Genomic DNA, 18,871 nt, shown 5'->3' with positions numbered 1-18,871 from the left:
TAAGTCCTTTATATTGAGCCTATCACGAATAACTAATGATCAAAATAAGTTCTTTTGAGGAGAGAAATAATGAAAGCTTTATATCAACTTTTAGCAGTATCCGTTCTAGCTGCCACAGCTGGATCTGTCATGGCTGCTGATGAAACAATCGTAACAGATGAAGGCGTTGCTGAATTCTCTTTCTTTAAACCAGCTTCTGTTCGTGCTGAAGTCGGTACTACCGGTTATGGTGGTGCAATTTCCTGGAGTGCTAACCCATATGTAGGTGTCACTCTAGGTTATAACGGTGGAGACATTTCCTGGTCTGATGATTTATCAATCAATGGTTCTGATTATGACTTGGATATGGACAATAACCTGACTTACTTGAATGCTGAAATTCGTCCTTGGGCAAACTGGTTCTATATGGCAGCTGGTGTAGCTTATGTAGATAATCAATATGATATCGATCGTCGAGTTCGTTCTGGTGAAACCTTCTCCGTAAATGATGTTGAATTCCGAGCAAATGGAGATGCACGTATTAGTGGTGACCTATCTTATAAAAATAATATTGCACCATACCTAGGTATTGGTTTCTCTCCAGCAATTACTAATCGTTGGGGTGTGTTTGGTGAAATTGGTGCTTACTACAATGGAAATCCAACAGTTAACTTAACTTCAAGTGGAGTTGCTACTCCTACAAATCCTGGAGTCATTGCTGACTTTAACCAACAAGTTCAGCTGGAAGAAGACGATATTCGTAATGACAACGAATATAAGTGGCTACCAGTAGCGAAACTGGGTGTAAGCTTCCGCTTCTAAGTTTTAGTCTTATAAAAAACGGGCTTCGGCCCGTTTTTTATATTTTTAGAACAATTTTAAAAGTGATAACCCAGTTTCAAGCCTAGGATCCAGACACTGTTATCAGAAACTGCGGATAAGCCTGCAATCTGTGGCGTAATAGATTCGGATGAGGAAATTTCAGGTTGTTGAAACTTTAAATAATATAGTCCTGTAGCAATATCCCAGGTTTCTTGAATTTTATAAAGATGACCTAGTCCAATGCCCCAATAGCCATCACTCGGATTCAGGGTTGAAGCCGGATTTCCTGTACCAGAATCCCATAAAAGTTCGATCGAATTTATGCCAAAAGTTGGCCATTGATGAGCAAGTCCGATTTTTCCAGACCATTGATCCTTACGATAATCAATCATTCTAAAAGATTTTACTTCAGGGAACTGTAAGGCCGCATAGTCAATTACAGCGCCAAATTTAGGCGGCTGGATCACGAAATTTTGCCAGTTTGACCAACGCAGCGTGCCATAGAGCGCATTTTGATCAGTTAAAGCTGTCTGAAAATCCAAGTTCACAGACTGTGGAGTTTGAATTTCTGTATAAGGTGCTGGATTTGTACCTACAATAATGGATTCAGTGGTTTTATTGTGATGAGTAATTGCAGAACGATAGGTCAGTGCGGTTCTAAAAAAATATTCAGGAATCTGATAACTGATTCCTGCAAGCCAGCCCCAAGCGGGATCTCGTTCAAATGTGGCTCGATAACCATTGAATATATAAAATGTCTGCCCGGATAAATATAAATTTCCCTCTAAGCTTTGATAACTTAGCCCTGTATAAAAATTCCAGTTATCGTTTGGTTGAAAGCCAATTAATGAGGTCAAATTATGGCTCTCAAACTGAATAGTAGCAGCCTCAATTGGAAGCGCTGCACCTGCAAAAACAGGATCATAATGATAAGCGATATCTATAGAATAAGGCTGATCGTAAATCAGTCCCCACGACACTTGAGGATTCAACTGGAATTTTAATGCGGCATTGGAAACCCATTGGTTATGGGTAAGATTTCCTGTAGAAAAATCGGTGATGCCTAATTGTTGCAGCTCTTCGGTATGTTGTACCTGACCACTGATATCAGGGCGAACCCAGGCCAATGAAACTTCAGCATAATGATTTTTTTCAAAAAACGATTGGATGCTTTGGTTAGATTGTTCAAACGCTGCTGCATAACCTGACCCGGAGAAAAACAAGCCCATGGAGAAAAGAGCAAATTTATTATTGATCATCTTGGTATAATTCAATTTATTATGCACGTGATTATGCTTGATATTTATATTCTTTATCCACTCAAAAAATAAAAAAGAGGCCATGTAGCCTCTTTGATTAAAAACTTAAAATAGTGCACTTTATTCGTCTGGATAAGCCACTTTTTTCAGTGCCTTAATATCTGCGTCTGGGGAACAGAGTGAAATAAACTCGTAGCCATAACCTCGCAGTAAATGACCTTTACGCACTGCAATCCAAGTGGTATTTATGCCGAAAATATCGGTTTTAATCTGCTTTAAGCGGTAATCACGCTCCGGGTCATAGGCCACATCGTTGACAATGCCGACACCCATATTCATTTCTACATAGGTCTTGATGACATCGGCATCAAGTGCGGACATCACAATATCCACATCAAAACCAGCTTCTTCAAAGGCGGTATCAATCTTGGAGCGACCGGTAAGACCACCGTGATAGGTAATAATCGGGTAGTGCGCCAGATCTTCGATGAGCACGTGTTCCTTACTTGCCAGTGGATGATTCTGCGGGGTAATAATACTGTGTTGCCAGTTATAGTAAGGCACGCTGGCCAGATTATCTTCAGTGGTGAGTGCTTCGGTCGCAATACCGATATCGGCTTGTCCTTGCAGCAGCATTTCCGTGATTTCAACCGGGCTGGCCTGTTGCAGAATCAAATGAACTTTAGGGAATTCTTTTTTGAATTGGCTGACAATTGGTGGCAACACATAACGCGCCTGGGTATGCGTCGTGGCAATCGTCAATGTGCCTTCATCGACTTTATTGAAATCATCGGCCAGACGTTTGATATTGTCGGCATCGACCAGCATGCGTTCCACAATGCCTAAAAGTGCCTGACCTGGTTCGGTTAAGCCCAGTAGGCGTTTACCTTTACGGATAAATAGCTGTACTCCCAGTTCATCTTCCAGATCTTTAATGTGCTTACTTACCCCAGACTGTGAAGTATAAAGCGCAGCGGAAGCTTCAGTTAAATTAAAGTTTTGTCTAACCGTTTCTCGTATAATTCTTAATTGTTGGAAATTCATAATTCTCTTACCCTAGAAGAGGATGGGGCATTTTAAAGCCCCATCTTTTGATCTTAAGCGACCTGGTTTTCAAATAAATGCAAATTCACCGCACTTAACCAAACAGTTTGATTTGGGCGGAATTGATGCGCTCTCGCTTCATCAGGCGTCAGTAAAATTTCAATCAGATTGCCTTGACGGTCATTTAGCTCAGCAACTACTTTACCCGCGATCCATAATTCACGAATGAAGGTCGCCTGAATGGCATTGTCGTGTGGCTGTGCATGGATGCGTAGTTCATCTGGACGTGCGAATAAAATCACTTCACCTTGAGCGGCATTTTTTGCACCCTCGAATTGAATACGGTCTTCACCGAGCTGGATGATGCCTGCATTGTTTTGACCTTCAAAACGATTCGCCTGACCTAAGAAGTCGAATACAAATGGGGTTTTCGGTGTTTCATAGACTTCACGTGGTGAACCAATTTGTTCAACATTGCCCTTGTTCATCACCACGATTTGATCTGCAACTTCAAGCGCTTCTTCCTGATCGTGTGTTACGAAAATAGAAGTAATATGCAATTCGTCATGCAGGGTGCGTAACCAGCGACGCAGCTCCTTACGGACTTTGGCATCCAGTGCACCGAAAGGTTCATCCAGTAACAATACGCGCGGTTCAACTGCCAAAGCACGTGCCAAGGCAATACGCTGGCGCTGACCACCAGAAAGTTGAGCTGGATATCGGTCAGCCAGGAAACCAAGCTGAACCAAGTCGAGCAAACGAGTCACACGTTTCTTGATTTCTGCTTCCGATGGACGGGTTTTACGCGGACGAACACGCAAACCAAAGGCAATATTGTCAAATACCGTCATATGGCGGAATAGGGCATAGTGCTGGAATACAAAGCCAACTTCACGCTCACGCACATGTACATTGGTGGCATCCTGACCTTCTAAAATCACCTGACCGCCATCCGCAGATTCCAGACCGGCAATAATCCGTAGCAAAGTGGTTTTACCACAGCCGGATGGGCCAAGAAGTGCGACCAGTTGACCATCTGGGAAATCCAGCGAAATGTTTTTTAGTGCGTGGAATGCACCAAAGTGTTTTTCAATATTTTGTACTTGAATACTCATGTGGGCATTCCTTAAGAAACTGTTGAATCTTCATTACGTTTGTCTTGTTTTTCCTGGCGCAGTTCCACCCATGTTTTTAAAATCAGGGTCACAATTGCGAGGAGAGCCAGAAGCGAAGACACGGCAAACGCAGCACTAAAGGTATATTCGTTATAAAGAATTTCGACGTGTAGCGGCAAGGTATTGGTTTCACCACGGATATGGCCGGAAACCACCGACACCGCACCAAATTCACCCATGGCCCGCGCATTACACAGAATCACGCCATAGATCAGACCCCATTTGATATTGGGCAGGGTCACTTTCCAGAAAGTCTGCCAGCCAGATGCACCGAGTACAATCGCAGCTTCTTCTTCTTCGGTTCCTTGTGCTTCCATTAACGGAATTAGCTCACGCGCAACAAAAGGTACCGTAATAAAGATAGTCGCTAGGACAATCGCAGGCACTGCATAAAGGATCTTGATATCGTGATCCATCAGCCAAGAACCCATCCAGCCTTGGGTACCGAAAATCAGCACCAGCATCATACCCGCGATCACAGGTGAAACCGAGAAGGGGAGATCAATAATGGTCGTCAGGAATGATTTACCTGGAAAGTTAAACTTCGCCACAGACCAGGCTGCCGCAACACCAAATACGACGTTGAGCGGTACCGCGATTGCAGCTGTCAGCAAGGTAAGTTTCACTGCCGACAAGGTATCTGGATGCACCAGTGCCTGTGTATAAACGCCAACCCCTTGTTTAAACGCTTCAACAAAAACCAGAATCAAGGGCAGAATCAAGCAGCTTAAAAAGAAGATTAAGGCAATAGTGAGCAGTGTATAGCGTACCCAAGTTGGCTCACGGGTTGCATCACGGGATTGCAACTTTTCAGCCAGCGCATTGCTGTTGGTATTTAAACTCATCGCGCAGTTCTCCCGGTACGACGGCTAGCCCATGCCTGTAATAAGTTAATCAGGAATAGCATCACGAAGGAAATCAGTAGCATGACGACAGCAATCGTGGTTGCACCGGCATAGTCATATTCTTCTAGGCGAGAAATAATCATTAAGGGTGCAATTTCCGTTTCAAAAGGCTGGTTACCAGCAATAAAGATCACTGAACCATATTCACCGACACCACGAGCAAAGGCTAAAGCGAAGCCAGTGATCAGCGCAGGCAGCAGAATTGGGAAAATCACTTTGGTCACAATCTGAAAACGGTTGGCACCCAATGCAGATGCAGCTTCTTCCAGTTCGGTTTCCAGATCGCTAAGGACTGGCTGAACCGTACGCACTACAAAAGGCAGACCAATAAAGATCAATGCCAGTGTAATACCAATCGGGGTATAAGCGACTTGAATGCCAATCGGTTCTAAATATTGACCAATCCAGCCGGTCGGTGCATATAAAGAGGTCAGGGCAATACCCGCAACCGCAGTGGGTAAGGCAAAAGGCAAATCTACCAGGGCATCGACAATACGTTTGCCCGGAAAGCTGTAACGTACCAGACACCACGCCAGTAACAGGCCAAACACTACATTGACCAGTGCAGCGACAATGGCCGCGGTGAAACTTAACTGCAATGATTTCAAGATACGTTCAGAGCTCAGGATTTCCCATAAGCCATCCCAGCCAATGCCCAGTGATTTAATAAAAACAGCTGACAGCGGGATTAAAACGATTAATGACAAATACGCTAGGGTAAAGCCTAGAGAAAGACCAAATCCTGGCAGCACTCGGGATCGCTGCGACATGATTACTCCTCAGAAGAGAGAAAGCTGATTGAAGTCAATCAGCTAAAATAAAAAAAAATTTGGGCACAAGCATAATTTGCAGCGACTAAAATGCAAATTTAAAATAACACTTGCTCTCATCAACTTTGCTGATATGGGGCATAGTGTTTTCTGAAATCAAATAGTGTTCAATTTCAGGAAAAGGGCCAAAACCAGAAGCGACATTGACATGACCGACTGCACCCAGATTAATTGGTTTGATTTTCCAGGTTTGGGCCAGTATGTGGGCATCTTCAAAACTTAACCAGGGATCATTTTCACTGATCAATAACGTGGTGGGCACCTGAAGCTTGAGCTGTTGAAAATAGGTGCTGTAATCAGTCTGACTGTCGCGCGAAAAACCATTTTCCCCAAATCGTGCCGGATTAGCTGGTGCCACCAATAGCAGATTTTTTACTTTTGCATTGAGTTCGGGATGTTGGGCAAGGGCCGCAATACTGGTCAGACAGCCAAAGCTGTGTGCGACAATCTGAACCTCTGCTGGAATGGCTTGCAGAGTTTTGACAAATTCTGCTACCCAGATATCCAGTACCGGATGATTCCAGTCCTTTTGCTGCACACGGGAGCATCGCATCAGCCGGTGCTGTAAGCAGGTTTGCCAGTGGTTGTATTCACTGCCACCTACACCAGGAACGATAAGCGTATGAATCATGTCGATGCTCCTATATCAATCAGCTTGGAAAATTATTTCGCGCTGTTGGCTTTAACGATCTGGTCAAATACACCACCATTTTCAAAGTGGGCTTTTTGTACCTTGTTCCAGCCGCCAAATTCCTGATCAATCGTCACCAGTTTTAGTGGTTTGAACACATGCTTATATTTTTTTAAAGCGGCTTCACTACGTGGACGATAATAATGTTTGCCTGCCAGGTCTTGACCCAATGGTGAATACAGGAAGTTCAAATAGCCTTGAGCCAAGTGCTGGTTGCCTTTTTTCTTGGCATTTTTTTCTACAATCGCCACCGGTGGCTCAGCGAGAATAGACAGAGAAGGAGTAATAATTTCAAATTTTCCCGGCTGTTCGCGAAGGGCCAAATGTGCTTCGTTTTCCCAAGCGAGTAAAACATCCCCGATGCCGCGTTCAGCAAAAGTCGTGGTTGAGCCACGTGCCCCAGAATCCAGCACTTTGGTATTTTTATAAATTTTACGGACAAATTCTTGCGCAGTCTTATCATTACCGCCCGCCTGATGTTTGGCCCAAGCCCAAGCCGCCAGATAATTCCAGCGAGCCCCACCTGAGGTTTTTGGATTTGGGGTAATGATTGCTACACCCGGTTTGACCAGATCACCCCAATCTTTAATTGCTTTAGGATTGCCTTTACGTACCAGAAAAACGATGGTTGAAGTATAAGGCGTCGAGTTTTGCGGCAATTTCTTCTGCCAGTCCGCAGGTAATAGTTTTGCTTTTTCTGCCAGCACATCAATATCGGCTGCCAGTGCCAGCGTGACCACATCCGCATCCAGACCATCAATCACTGAACGTGCCTGTTTGCCTGAACCGCCATGTGATTGCTTGAAATTGATTTTTTGTCCGGTACGGCTTTCCCAGTATTTGCCAAAATTCTTATTTACATCTTCATACAGTTCACGGGTCGGATCGTAGGATACATTGAGAAAATCACGTGCTGTTGCACCGAAAGAGGTTGCCGAGATAACAGCTGCTAAAACCCCAAGTTTTAATGTGTTTGAAATGCTCATCTGGACTGAATCTCTGATATGTTCTGTAACATAAGCGCAGAATAAACTTATTCTTTATGCATAAAAAATAATTAAAAATGAATTTTATATGAAAAAAAGAGATAAATAAGCTCTTAAGTGTTTGAAATAAGAATGGCCTTATGAATCAAGGCCATAATGAACTGCATTTAAAGTATTATTTTGCGTGATTGGCTTTGACAATCTGATCAAACACACCGCCATTGTCAAAATGCTGTTTCTGAACCTTGGTCCAGCCACCAAATTCTTTATCAATGGTGACCAGTTTTAAGGACTTGAATACGGTACTGTATTGCTTTAATACATTCGCATTACGTGGACGGTAAAAGTTTTTCGCCGCCACAGTCTGTCCAGCAGGTGAATAGAGGTAATTTAAATAGGCTTTGGCCAGATGTTCATTACCATCTTTCTTGGCATTTTTTTCTAAGATTGCCACGGGTGGTTCAGCCAGAATAGACAGAGAAGGAGTAATGATTTCAAATTTTCCCGGCTGTTCGCGGACGGCCAAATGTGCTTCATTTTCCCAAGCCAGTAATACATCCCCAATCCCGCGTTCAGCGAAAGTCGTGGTAGCACCACGTGCACCCGAATCCAGTACTTTGGTTTGTTTGTAGATTTGACGGACAAAGTCTTGTGCTTTGGCATCATTGCCACCTTTCTGGTGTTTGGCCCACGCCCAGGCAGCCAGATAATTCCAGCGTGCACCACCTGAAGTTTTTGGGTTCGGGGTAATAATGTCTACGCCCGGTTTAACCAGATCTCCCCAGTCTTTGATTCCTTTTGGATTGCCTTTACGTACCAAAAACACAATCGTCGAAGTATAAGGCGTCGAGTTTTGCGGCAATTTCTTCTGCCAGTCTTTCGGCAGCAAACCGCGCTCTGCAATTTCATCAATATCTGCCGCCAGTGCCAGTGTCACGACATCTGCATCCAGACCATCAATCACCGCACGTGCCTGTTTGCCTGAACCGCCATGCGACTGTTTATAATTGACTTCCTGGCCAGTGGTTTTTTTCCAGTAAGCACTGAATTCTTTATTAAAGTTGTCGTACAATTCGCGAGTCGGGTCATAAGACACGTTCAGGAAATCTTTTGCTGAAACGCTTAAGGCGCTTGCTGAAAGTAGCGCTGCCAGTACCCCAATTTTTAATTTACGCGTGTTCATTTTTTGCCTCAAGTTTTTTAGCTTTTGTTAGATGAGGCAAGAATAGCTTGAGATTTTTTGCATAAAAAATAATTAAAAAAGAATTGGATGTGAGTAAAAAAGATATATAGGTGAAGCCTGAATCTGACTGCTCAATTTTTCATTTTAGAGGCTGCAAAATATGCTGTATTTAAAAAATGCCCAACAGGTCAGCCAGATAGATGTGCTGGATCGTGGCTTTCATTATGGTGATGGCTGTTTTACCACGGCCCGGATTCGGCATAACCGGATTGAATTATATGATCGTCATCTGGCACGTTTGCACATTAGCAATCAGAAATTAAGCCTGAATGCCAATCTTGATCTGATTGCAGAAAGCTTACAGATTTTACGTGCATCAGAACATGAACTGAATGGCACATTGAAAATCGTGCTGAGTCGTGGAATTGGTCAGCGCGGTTATAGCTTGCCGGATCATCCTGCAGATCTCTGGCTATTTTATTATCCTCAAACCGTACAGGATTTTAAGTTTGAGCAGATTCAAAGTGGCATTTTACAGCAGGCATTAGGACTGACGATGCCGAGTCTGGTAGGGCTAAAAACCTTAAACCGTCTAGAGCAGGTTTTGCTGAAACAGGAAGCAGATCAAAGCGGCTGGCCTGAGGCCCTGGTGACAGATGTACAGGGCGGTGTTGTCGAAGGGGTAAGCAGTAATTGTTTCATTCGTATAAACAATACATGGATTACGCCGGAACTTCGTTATAATGGCGTCTTCGGTGTCATGCGTGCAGAAATTCTACAACGTATGCAAGATCAGGGAATTAGCTGTCAGCAACGCTGTATCGATATGGATGAAATCAACCATATTCAAAGCCTGTTTTTCTGCAATGCACTCAGCCCGATGAAAATTGTCACGCAATTTGAGCAGCGAACCTTGGATGGCGATGCTTGTATTGAAATTTTTAACCGTCTTCGATTGAACCAGATGTCTTAATATGTCAGCTTCCAAACCTAAAGCCAAAAAGAAAAATAAAGCGAGATTCTCCTCATCTTTCAAAGGAATTGCCTTGGTCCTGATGGGGATTGCTTTGATCTTGGCGTTGATCCTGAAAAGCAGTTTGTGGAAGGAGTATCCTGTCGAAGGAAAAAAACAGCTGCTCGCGATTGAATCTGGTCAAACCTATTCCGGTTTTATTGATCGTCTGGCCAAAGAAAATCAGGTGAGTTTTCCGATCATTCTCAAGCTGTATCAGCGCATCATGATTCATGACAGCATGAAAGCGGGCGTGTATGAAGTGCGCCAGGGCATGAGCATCCGTCAGGTCTTGGAGATGATTTCCGATGCAGACAATGCCCAGATGAGCCGGATTCTGGTGATTGAAGGAACGACTTTTAAGCAACTGATTGATGCCCTGAAGAAAAATGATCTGGTCACCAAAGAAGTGCTGCATCTGCCTACTGAGCAATTACTCAAAGAACTGAATATTCCGTTTTCACATCCTGAAGGGCTGTTTGCACCGGATACTTATTTCTTTGCCAAAGGTGAAACTGACCGTAAAATTCTGACCAATCTTTATCAGCGACAGATGAAAGCACTGGATGAGGCGTGGGCGAAACGTGCAACTGATCTGCCATATCAGAATAAATATGACGCGCTGATTATGGCATCGATTATTGAAAAAGAGACCAGTGTAGATCGTGAATTGGAACAGGTTTCTGGGGTATTTGTACGCCGTTTAAAAATTGGCATGCGTTTACAGACCGATCCAACAGTGATTTACGGAATGGGCGATAATTATAATGGCAATATTACCCGTAAAGATTTACGCACACCGACGCCGTATAACACCTATACTATTTCAGGTTTGCCGCCAACGCCAATTGCGTTGCCAAGCAAGAAAGCCATTGAAGCAGCCATGCATCCGGATAATTCTGACAACCTGTATTTTGTCGCTACCGGTAATGGTGGACATAAGTTCACGAGCAATCTGAATGACCACAATAAAGCCGTACAGGAATATCTGACGATTTTACGCTCGAAAAATAAGGAATGAGTATGTTTATTAGCTTTGAAGGCACAGAAGGTGTAGGTAAAACCACGCTCATTCGTTCGATCTATGAAGACTTTATCGCCCAGGGCAAAGATGTTATTTTGACTCGTGAACCCGGTGGAACCCCGATGGCTGAGCAGATTCGCTCGCTGTTGCTGGCTGTGAACCATGAAGAAGCCATGGCGCATGATACCGAGCTGTTATTGATGTATGCGGCGCGTGCCCAGCATCTGGCACAAGTGATTCTGCCCGCATTAGAAGCTGGGAAAATTGTCTTATGTGACCGTTTTAGCGATGCCAGCTTTGCCTATCAATGTGCAGGTCGGGGTCTGAGCGAAACCAAGTTGCAGTTACTGAATGACCACTTTGTCGCACGCATGCCGGACATCACGTTCTGGTTAGAAGCACCTATTGAACTGGGGATGAACCGAGCACGTGAACGTGGTGCGCTGGATCGCTTTGAACAGGAAAAAGTCACTTTCTTTGAGAAAGTGAGAGCAGGATATGAAAGCTTGTGGCAACGTCATCCTGAACGGATCAAACGTCTGGATGCAACTCAAACGCCTGAGCAGGTATTTGAGCAGGCCTTAAGTTATTTAAAATAAGCTTGGAATTAAAATACTTTTTATTTAATTTTTCTCTAGGTTTATCTGTGAAGAATCTTCTATATTAAGACTGATATAGAAGATTTTTTAATCATATGAAAACGACCAAAACTGAGATAGAACAATTTTTACAAAAAGAATTTCCGCAAAGTCTGGAGAAGTGCCGGATTGAAGCCGTTTCTCCGCGTGGAGCCACTCTGGTTTATCAGGTGAGATCAGAAGAATTGCGCCCAGGCGGCACAGTTTCTGGCCCAACCATGATGACCTTGGCGGATTTTGCTCTTTATGTCGCCATTCTGGGTGAAATTGGATTGGTCGGTTTGGCCGTGACCACTAACTTGAATATCAATTTTTTACGTAAACCTTCTGGTGGAACGGATATATGGGGAGAATGTAAGCTGATCAAGGTCGGCAAGGCACTGATCGTGGGAGAAGTCTGGATTTATTCGATAGATCATGAAGAACCTGTGGCGCATGTGACCGGAACATATTCAATTCCACCACAACGTTAAATATTTGAAATTAGAAGACTGGCTATAAATAGCCTAAGCTGACTTTGAGCAAATAAAAATCTAAAAAGAAAAGGAGATATCATCCAAGGATGTTATCTCCATCTACTTTTAACAATTCACCAAAGGTGTTTCCACTTCAAAATTTGGTGGGACGAGGACTGTTTTGCGTAGTTCTGGTAGCAGCTCTGGATAATCCAGGGTGAAATGCAGACCGCGAGATTCTTTGCGGTGCATGGCACAGCGTACAATCATCTCGGACACCAGCACCAGATTACGTAACTCAATCAGATTTTTGCTGACCTGGTAATCCTGATAATACTCGGTAATTTCTTTTTTCAGCATTTCAATACGATGTAGCGCACGTTCCAGGCGTTTGGTCGTGCGTACGATTCCGACATAGTTCCACATGGTTTGACGCAGTTCATCCCAGTTTTGCAGAATCACCACATCCTCATCCGGGTTGGTCACCTGAGAATCATCCCAAGCTGGAACTGCAGGAGCTGGCTGATCGGCCTTGAAATTTTCCTGAATGTGCTTGGCTGCACTCATTCCATAGACAAAACATTCTAAAAGTGAGTTACTGGCCATACGGTTAGCACCATGCAGGCCAGTATAAGAGGTTTCCCCAATTGCATAGAGTCCGGCAATATCTGTCTGGCTATGTTCATCGACCACAACACCACCGCAAGTATAATGGGCTGCCGGAACGACTGGAATCATGTCTTTGGTAATATCGATCCCTAGTTCAAGCAGACGGGCATACAGGGTAGGGAAATGCTCTTTGACAAAGCTTTCATCTTTATGGGTAATGTCCAGCCAGACATGACGTATACCGAGACGCTTGATTTCATAGTCGATAGCACGTGCCACAATATCACGCGGTGCGAGTTCGGCGCGTTCGTCAAAACGCAGCATAAAGCGTTCACCATCAGGCAGGCGCAGATAAGCGCCTTCGCCACGCATTGCTTCAGTAATTAGGAAAGAACGTGCTTGTGGATGATAAAGGCAGGTCGGGTGAAACTGGTTAAATTCCATGTTGGCGACCCGGCAGCCGGCACGATAAGCCATGGCAATACCATCACCCGTGGCAATGTCGGGATTTGAGGTGTAAAGATAAGCTTTCATAGCACCGCCACAGGCAAGGGCGGTAAATGGAGCCAAGAAGGTATGCACTTTTTCAGTTGTTTCATCCAGGGCATATAAACCCAGCGCACGATTATCGCCGTCTAAACCGAGCTTTTGTGAACAGATCAGGTCAATCGCAATATAATTTTCAAAGATTTTAATATTCTGTTTTTCTTGGGCCCGTTGTACCAAGGTGGTGGAAATGGCACGACCAGTCGCATCGGCCGCATGAATAATTCGGCGCTGTGAATGACCACCTTCACGGGTGAGATGTAACTGTTCCTGTTCATCCAGAGTAAATTGCACGCCGTGTTTCAGCAGGAAATCAACTGAAGGTTTGCCACCTTCTACCGTCTGTTTAACCGCATCCATTTCACATAGCTGTGCGCCTGCAATCATCGTGTCATCAATATGCTGTTCAATTGAGTCCATTTCATCCAATACTGCGGCCACGCCGCCTTGAGCATAAAAGGTACTGGCATCTGTCAGGGTGGATTTCGCTAAGACTGCAATATTAAAATGATTTGGGAGCGATAAGGCTAAACTTAAACCAGCACCGCCACTGCCCACAATAATGACGTCAAATTGATGGGTAAGGGATAAATTAGACATGTCCATCAGCTAATTTTAAAAAAGTTTGGTAATAACAGCGCTTTTTTGTACAAAAGGCAAGCGTTGAAGTGCTCATTTATTGATGAAAAAAATTAATCAAAGCCTTAACTTAATGCTTTAATAATGAGATATTGCCCAGAATAAAGTATTGAAACATATTATTACTTAAACTTTACAGTGTTTGTGATAAAACCTATTTACATAAATTTATCAATAATTTGAGTGAATAATTTATATGAAAATTCTAGACTTAAAAAAAGGATTATTTGCAGCCACTCTCACCATGAGTGCTGCACAGTTGCAGGCTGTAACGCCGGTTGATTTTTCAAATCTGGTCGAGCAGGTCAGTCCTGCAGTGGTCAGTGTCAATGTCGTTAAAAAAATGAGCGAAGAAGAGCTCTTACAACAACAAGTGCCGGAAATTCTGCGCCGCTTTTTTGGCAATCAGGTGATTATTCCGCAGCAGCGTATGCCACAGGAAAAAACCGGTTATGGCAGTGCATTCTTTATCAGCAAGGATGGCTATCTGCTGACCAATCATCATGTGGTTGAAGATGCTTCCAAAGTCACCATTACCCTGAATGACCGTCGGGAAATTGATGCCACTGTTGTTGGGAGTGATGCACGAACTGACGTAGCTTTGCTTAAAGTTAATGGCTCGAATTTTCCAGAATTACGGACAGGGGATGTAGGACGCTTACGTGTTGGTGAGCCTGTACTCGCAATTGGTTCGCCATTTGGTTTTGATTATTCAGCTTCTGCCGGAATTGTCAGTGCCAAAATGCGTAATATGATGGGTGAAACTGCAGTACCTTTCATCCAGACAGATGTAGCATTGAACCCGGGTAACTCAGGTGGCCCTCTGTTTAACCAGCGTGGTGAAGTAGTCGGTGTCAACTCACGGATCTTTAGTGGAACCGGTGGGTATATGGGCTTATCCTTTTCGATTCCGATTGATGTGGCAATGGAAGTTGCAGATCAACTGAAGAAGAATGGTAAAGTGACCCGCTCTTATCTGGGCGTAAGTTTACAGGATATCGACCGTAACCTGGCCGAATCTTATAACTTACCTAAACCAGAAGGTTCTCTGGTAACTCAGGTTGCACCAAACTCTCCGGCTGCACGTGCAGGTCTGCGTGCCAGTGATGTCATCTTGAAATACAACGGTACCCCAATTTCACGTACCAGTGAACTGTTGAACTATCTGAACCGTACTGCACCTCAGCAGCAGGTACAACTTGAAATCTTGCGTGATGATAAACGTCGTAGTATTGCAGCGACTTTAAGTGCGGCACCAGATGATACTCCGGCAAAAGCAGGCACACAGGCTCAACCAAACAAAGGACCAGTGATCGGGGTTTCAATTCGTGACTTAAGTCCAGCAGAGTTGGCGAGTCTGGAAATCAAAGGCGGTGTGGTGATTCAGGATGTACGTCCGGGTGGTATTGCAGCACAGGCACGAATCATGCCGAATGATGTGATCACTCAAATTAATAACCAGACAGTACTGAATTCAAATCAGTTTGTGCAGGAGGTGTCTGAACTGAAAAAGGGTAGCATCGCGCGCGTGACTTTGATTCGTCAGGGGCAGCTTGCGGTGGTCGGGATGCGTATCTCATAAAATTGCTAGATTTTTGTGAAAGACCGCTTGTATAAGCGGTTTTTTATTTTTTGCAATTTACCCCAGCGATAAATTCGGTAGACTCTATAGCCTTAAAATCATGGAAAGGATAACAGCAAAGTGAGTGGTATTTTTGATCTTTCTTTAAAGGTACAAGCCAAACATATTGATGGTTTGGGTCATGTGAACAATGTGGTCTATGTGCAATGGATGCAGGATGTCGCATCAGCTCATATTGAAAAACTGGGCTTGGGACTCAAGCAATATGTAGAGCTGAAACATGCCATGGTCGCAGTTGAACATCAGGTGCAATATCGCAAGGCAGCTTTTGAAGGAGACGAGATTATTCTGCGCACTTGGCTGAATGATATCAATGCCCTGTATTCCTTTAGACAATACGCATTTTATCGACCACAGGATCAGACCCTGTTGTTTAACGGCAGTACGCAATGGGCTTGTATCGAAATGGCCACGGGGCGTCCAAAACGTATGTCACCAACTTTTACTCAGGCTTATCAGCCACTTTCAGAGCATGTAAATCCTTTTGACTTTTCAACTTTACATCTGGATTAATGAGGCAACATTTTCCAGTTTGATCAGTACACTTTGATAATATTGAGGAAGAAGTGGAGCTGGGGAGCTATTTTCTAATCATGGTGATCCAGATTTCATCTGACTGAGGTGTACGCGACCTAGGGAATAAAGGAAAAAATATAATTCTTTTTCTAGATCACCATTCTGCTATAATCCTTCGCAATTTCTATTCGGCTTTTGTTATGTAATATTTTTAAATTACATAGCGTGTTTTTTCTCAAGGTAACCCATGGCGCAAGCTAAAAAATCTGTTGATATTAAAAACATTCGTAACTTCTCGATTATTGCGCACATTGACCACGGTAAATCGACCCTAGCGGATCGCTTTATTCAAACTTGTGGCGGCTTGCAAGATCGTGAAATGCAGGCTCAAGTCCTTGACTCAATGGAGCTTGAGCGCGAACGTGGGATTACCATTAAAGCCACTTCGGTAACCTTGTACTATACGCATCCCAACGGTCAAGAGTATCAGTTGAACTTTATTGATACACCGGGACACGTCGACTTCTCGTATGAAGTCTCACGCTCCCTTGCTGCCTGTGAAGGTGCCTTGCTGGTTGTAGATGCTGCGCAGGGCGTAGAAGCACAGTCTGTTGCTAACTGCTATACCGCAATTGAACAAGGTCTGGAAGTACTTCCGGTACTGAACAAGATCGACTTGCCGCAAGCTGAACCTGAACGTGTCATTCAGGAAATTGAAGACATTATCGGGATTGAAGCCACAGAAGCGCCGACCTGTTCTGCAAAAACAGGTTTAGGTATTGAAGGTGTGCTTGAAACACTGGTCAATGTAATTCCTGCACCTGAGGGTGATCGCGAAGCGCCATTACAAGCGCTGATTGTGGATTCATGGTTTGATAACTACCTTGGTGTAGTTTCTCTGGTTCGGGTCAAGCAGGGTCGAGTGCGTAAAGGCGACAAGATGTTGATCAAATCAACTGGTCAAACGCATATTATTACTTCTGTAGGTATCTTTAACCCGAAACATACTGAAACCGGTATGCTGGAAGCGGGTGAAGTTGGTTTTGTCATTGCCGGTATCAAAGATATTTTCGGTGCGCCAGTCGGTGATACGATTACCTTGGCAACCACACCTGAAGTGGCAACATTGCCGGGCTTTAAAAAGGTGAAACCACAGGTTTATGCTGGTCTATTCCCGATTGATGCCAGCGATTTTGAACCTTTCCGTGAAGCATTGCACAAGCTGCAAATCAATGACTCGGCTTTGTTCTTTGAACCTGAAAGTTCAGATGCGCTCGGTTTTGGTTTCCGCTGTGGTTTCTTGGGCATGCTGCACATGGAAATCGTACAGGAGCGTCTGGAACGCGAGTATGATCTTGACCTGATTTCTTCTGCGCCAACCGTAATTTATGAAGCGGTGATGAAGAATGGTCAGACGATTTATATCGACAGTCCATCCAAAATGCCGGATGGTTCAACGGTTGAAGATTTACGTGAACCGATTGCTGAGTGTCATATTCTGGTACCGCAAGAATACTTGGGTAACGTCATGACGTTATGTGTTGAGCGCCGTGGTGTGCAAAAAGACATGAAGTTTATGGCGAATCAGGTTTCCATTACTTTCGAAATTCCAATGGCCGAAGTGGTCATGGACTTCTTTGATAAATTGAAGTCTTGTTCACGTGGTTTTGCATCACTGGACTATAACTTTGTCCGTTTTGAAAGCTCATCTTTAGTCAAAGTAGATGTCTTGATCAATGGGGAAAAAGTCGATGCCTTGGCGATGATCTGTCACCGTAATGATGCACGTCATCGTGGTATTGCACTGGTTGAAAAAATGAAAGACCTGATTCCACGTCAAATGTTTGATGTCGCGATTCAGGCGGCAATTGGTGCGCAAATCATTGCACGTTCGACCGTAAAAGCGATGCGTAAAAACGTATTGGCGAAATGTTATGGTGGTGACGTGTCACGTAAGAAAAAACTTCTGTCTAAACAGAAAGAAGGTAAGAAACGCATGAAACAGGTGGGTAGCGTAGAAATCCCGCAAGAAGCGTTCTTAGCTGTATTAAAAGTCGAACGCTAAAATAATAAGGATATAAGCCCATGGATTTTGATTTTAATTTGATTCTTGTGCCTGCGACCCTGTTTTTTGTCGCAGTGTGGTTGCTAGACAAGTTTGTTTTGAAACAAAGACAAACTCGAGGCAAAGGCCATGAGAATTTCATTATCACCTGGGCTTATGACTTTTGGCCGGTACTGGCCATCGTGCTGGTACTGCGTTCGTTTTTATATGAACCTTTTAATATTCCATCCGATTCGATGGTGCCGACGCTGGAAACCGGCGATTTTATTCTGGTGAATAAATTTGACTATGGCATCAAACTGCCTATGGTCAATACCAAAATTATTGATACCGGCAGTCCAGAACGTGGTGATGTAGCGGTATTTCGTTATCCACCGCAACCGACTATCAGTTATATCAAGCGTATTGTCGGCTTGCCAGGCGATCATATTGTTTATGATCATGGCCAGTTGAGCATTAATGGTGAAAAAGTAGCGAAAGTTCCAGTAGAATTTAGCCGCGAAAAAGACCGTTTAGATACACCGACAGCTATTTATCATAAAGAAACCCTGGGCGAGCATACTTTTACCATGCGTGAGCTGGAAGGGGTGAATGTTGCTCGTCAGGCACCTTATATTAACTATCTGGAAAATGGTAAATATTCAGGTGAAAATGGTTTATATTGGGAAGTAACAGTGCCAGAAGGTCATTACTTTGCGATGGGGGATAATCGCGATCAGAGTGCTGACAGTCGTTTCTGGGGGCTTGTTCCGGAAGAAAACTTAACAGGTCGTGCCTTCTATATCTGGATGCATAAAGAACCTGGCTTTAAATTGCCATCGTTTGGTCGAAACGGAACAATCGATTAATTG

General features: G+C 43.9%; 18 protein-coding genes. 9 read left to right on the top strand and 9 right to left on the bottom strand.

The window, feature by feature from the left end:
- Window positions 1-69: 69 nt before the first annotated feature.
- The gene (carO, locus tag AC13CK_RS12015; RefSeq protein WP_425878916.1) at window positions 70-801 is read left to right on the top strand and encodes an ornithine uptake porin CarO; all 732 of its coding nucleotides are present in this window, start codon (window positions 70-72) and stop codon (window positions 799-801) included.
- Window positions 802-857: 56 nt separating this feature from the next.
- Here carO and AC13CK_RS12010 read toward each other — a convergent pair whose 3' ends face one another.
- From AC13CK_RS12010 to AC13CK_RS11975, 8 genes are all read right to left on the bottom strand, one after another.
- A complete protein-coding gene (locus AC13CK_RS12010) occupies window positions 858-2,087 on the bottom strand; it encodes an OmpP1/FadL family transporter (RefSeq protein ID WP_425878970.1) in 1,230 nt (409 codons plus the stop codon).
- A gap of 93 nt (window positions 2,088-2,180) precedes the next feature.
- Window positions 2,181-3,104, bottom strand: coding sequence for a CysB family HTH-type transcriptional regulator (locus tag AC13CK_RS12005; RefSeq protein ID WP_253138087.1), 924 nt, complete (start codon window positions 3,102-3,104; stop codon window positions 2,181-2,183).
- Window positions 3,105-3,157: 53 nt separating this feature from the next.
- Window positions 3,158-4,219 carry a sulfate/molybdate ABC transporter ATP-binding protein gene (locus AC13CK_RS12000; protein ID WP_004645633.1) on the bottom strand — a complete coding sequence of 354 codons (1,062 nt, stop codon included), beginning with the start codon at window positions 4,217-4,219 and terminating at the stop codon, window positions 3,158-3,160.
- An 11-nt stretch (window positions 4,220-4,230) separates the two neighbouring features.
- Window positions 4,231-5,124, bottom strand: a complete 894-nt coding sequence (gene cysW, locus AC13CK_RS11995; protein WP_004279077.1) for a sulfate ABC transporter permease subunit CysW — start codon at window positions 5,122-5,124, stop codon at window positions 4,231-4,233.
- On the bottom strand, window positions 5,121-5,954 hold the full coding sequence (gene cysT, locus AC13CK_RS11990) for a sulfate ABC transporter permease subunit CysT (protein WP_004279076.1): 834 nt from the start codon (window positions 5,952-5,954) through the stop codon (window positions 5,121-5,123). The genes cysW and cysT overlap by 4 nt, the downstream gene beginning before the upstream one ends.
- A gap of 85 nt (window positions 5,955-6,039) precedes the next feature.
- Window positions 6,040-6,645 carry an RBBP9/YdeN family alpha/beta hydrolase gene (locus AC13CK_RS11985; RefSeq protein ID WP_005247530.1) on the bottom strand — a complete coding sequence of 202 codons (606 nt, stop codon included), beginning with the start codon at window positions 6,643-6,645 and terminating at the stop codon, window positions 6,040-6,042.
- A gap of 32 nt (window positions 6,646-6,677) precedes the next feature.
- The gene (locus AC13CK_RS11980; RefSeq protein WP_253145546.1) at window positions 6,678-7,691 is read right to left on the bottom strand and encodes a sulfate ABC transporter substrate-binding protein; all 1,014 of its coding nucleotides are present in this window, start codon (window positions 7,689-7,691) and stop codon (window positions 6,678-6,680) included.
- 175 nt (window positions 7,692-7,866) lie between these two features.
- Window positions 7,867-8,874: a sulfate ABC transporter substrate-binding protein gene (locus tag AC13CK_RS11975; protein WP_425878920.1), complete on the bottom strand. Its 1,008-nt coding sequence runs from the start codon at window positions 8,872-8,874 to the stop codon at window positions 7,867-7,869.
- A 160-nt stretch (window positions 8,875-9,034) separates the two neighbouring features.
- On the opposite strand from AC13CK_RS11975, the gene pabC reads away from it, so the two are divergent.
- The 4 genes from pabC (at window position 9,035) to AC13CK_RS11955 (ending at window position 12,021) form a co-directional block, all read left to right on the top strand.
- A complete protein-coding gene (pabC, locus tag AC13CK_RS11970; RefSeq protein WP_005247525.1) occupies window positions 9,035-9,847 on the top strand; it encodes an aminodeoxychorismate lyase in 813 nt (270 codons plus the stop codon).
- 1 nt (window position 9,848) lies between these two features.
- The gene (gene mltG / locus AC13CK_RS11965; protein ID WP_005247523.1) at window positions 9,849-10,907 is read left to right on the top strand and encodes an endolytic transglycosylase MltG; all 1,059 of its coding nucleotides are present in this window, start codon (window positions 9,849-9,851) and stop codon (window positions 10,905-10,907) included.
- A 2-nt stretch (window positions 10,908-10,909) separates the two neighbouring features.
- The gene (gene tmk, locus AC13CK_RS11960; protein ID WP_005106444.1) at window positions 10,910-11,509 is read left to right on the top strand and encodes a dTMP kinase; all 600 of its coding nucleotides are present in this window, start codon (window positions 10,910-10,912) and stop codon (window positions 11,507-11,509) included.
- A gap of 95 nt (window positions 11,510-11,604) precedes the next feature.
- The gene (locus AC13CK_RS11955) at window positions 11,605-12,021 is read left to right on the top strand and encodes a PaaI family thioesterase (RefSeq protein ID WP_219308912.1); all 417 of its coding nucleotides are present in this window, start codon (window positions 11,605-11,607) and stop codon (window positions 12,019-12,021) included.
- 108 nt (window positions 12,022-12,129) lie between these two features.
- Here AC13CK_RS11955 and nadB read toward each other — a convergent pair whose 3' ends face one another.
- Complete coding sequence (gene nadB / locus AC13CK_RS11950) at window positions 12,130-13,764, bottom strand: L-aspartate oxidase (RefSeq protein WP_171065021.1); 1,635 nt, start codon at window positions 13,762-13,764, stop codon at window positions 12,130-12,132.
- A gap of 229 nt (window positions 13,765-13,993) precedes the next feature.
- Here nadB and AC13CK_RS11945 point away from each other — a divergent pair, with 229 nt between their 5' ends.
- From AC13CK_RS11945 to lepB, 4 genes are all read left to right on the top strand, one after another.
- Window positions 13,994-15,379, top strand: coding sequence for a Do family serine endopeptidase (locus tag AC13CK_RS11945; RefSeq protein WP_005247518.1), 1,386 nt, complete (start codon window positions 13,994-13,996; stop codon window positions 15,377-15,379).
- 120 nt (window positions 15,380-15,499) lie between these two features.
- Window positions 15,500-15,952, top strand: coding sequence for an acyl-CoA thioesterase (locus AC13CK_RS11940; protein WP_004645622.1), 453 nt, complete (start codon window positions 15,500-15,502; stop codon window positions 15,950-15,952).
- A 250-nt stretch (window positions 15,953-16,202) separates the two neighbouring features.
- Window positions 16,203-18,020, top strand: coding sequence for a translation elongation factor 4 (lepA, locus tag AC13CK_RS11935; RefSeq protein WP_004279065.1), 1,818 nt, complete (start codon window positions 16,203-16,205; stop codon window positions 18,018-18,020).
- Between the two features lie 20 nt (window positions 18,021-18,040).
- On the top strand, window positions 18,041-18,868 hold the full coding sequence (lepB, locus tag AC13CK_RS11930; protein ID WP_425878926.1) for a signal peptidase I: 828 nt from the start codon (window positions 18,041-18,043) through the stop codon (window positions 18,866-18,868).
- The last annotated feature ends 3 nt before the right edge of the window (window positions 18,869-18,871 follow it).

Source organism: Acinetobacter sp. L-24, assembly GCF_056857555.1.
This window is presented reverse-complemented; position numbering and strand designations above follow the sequence as displayed.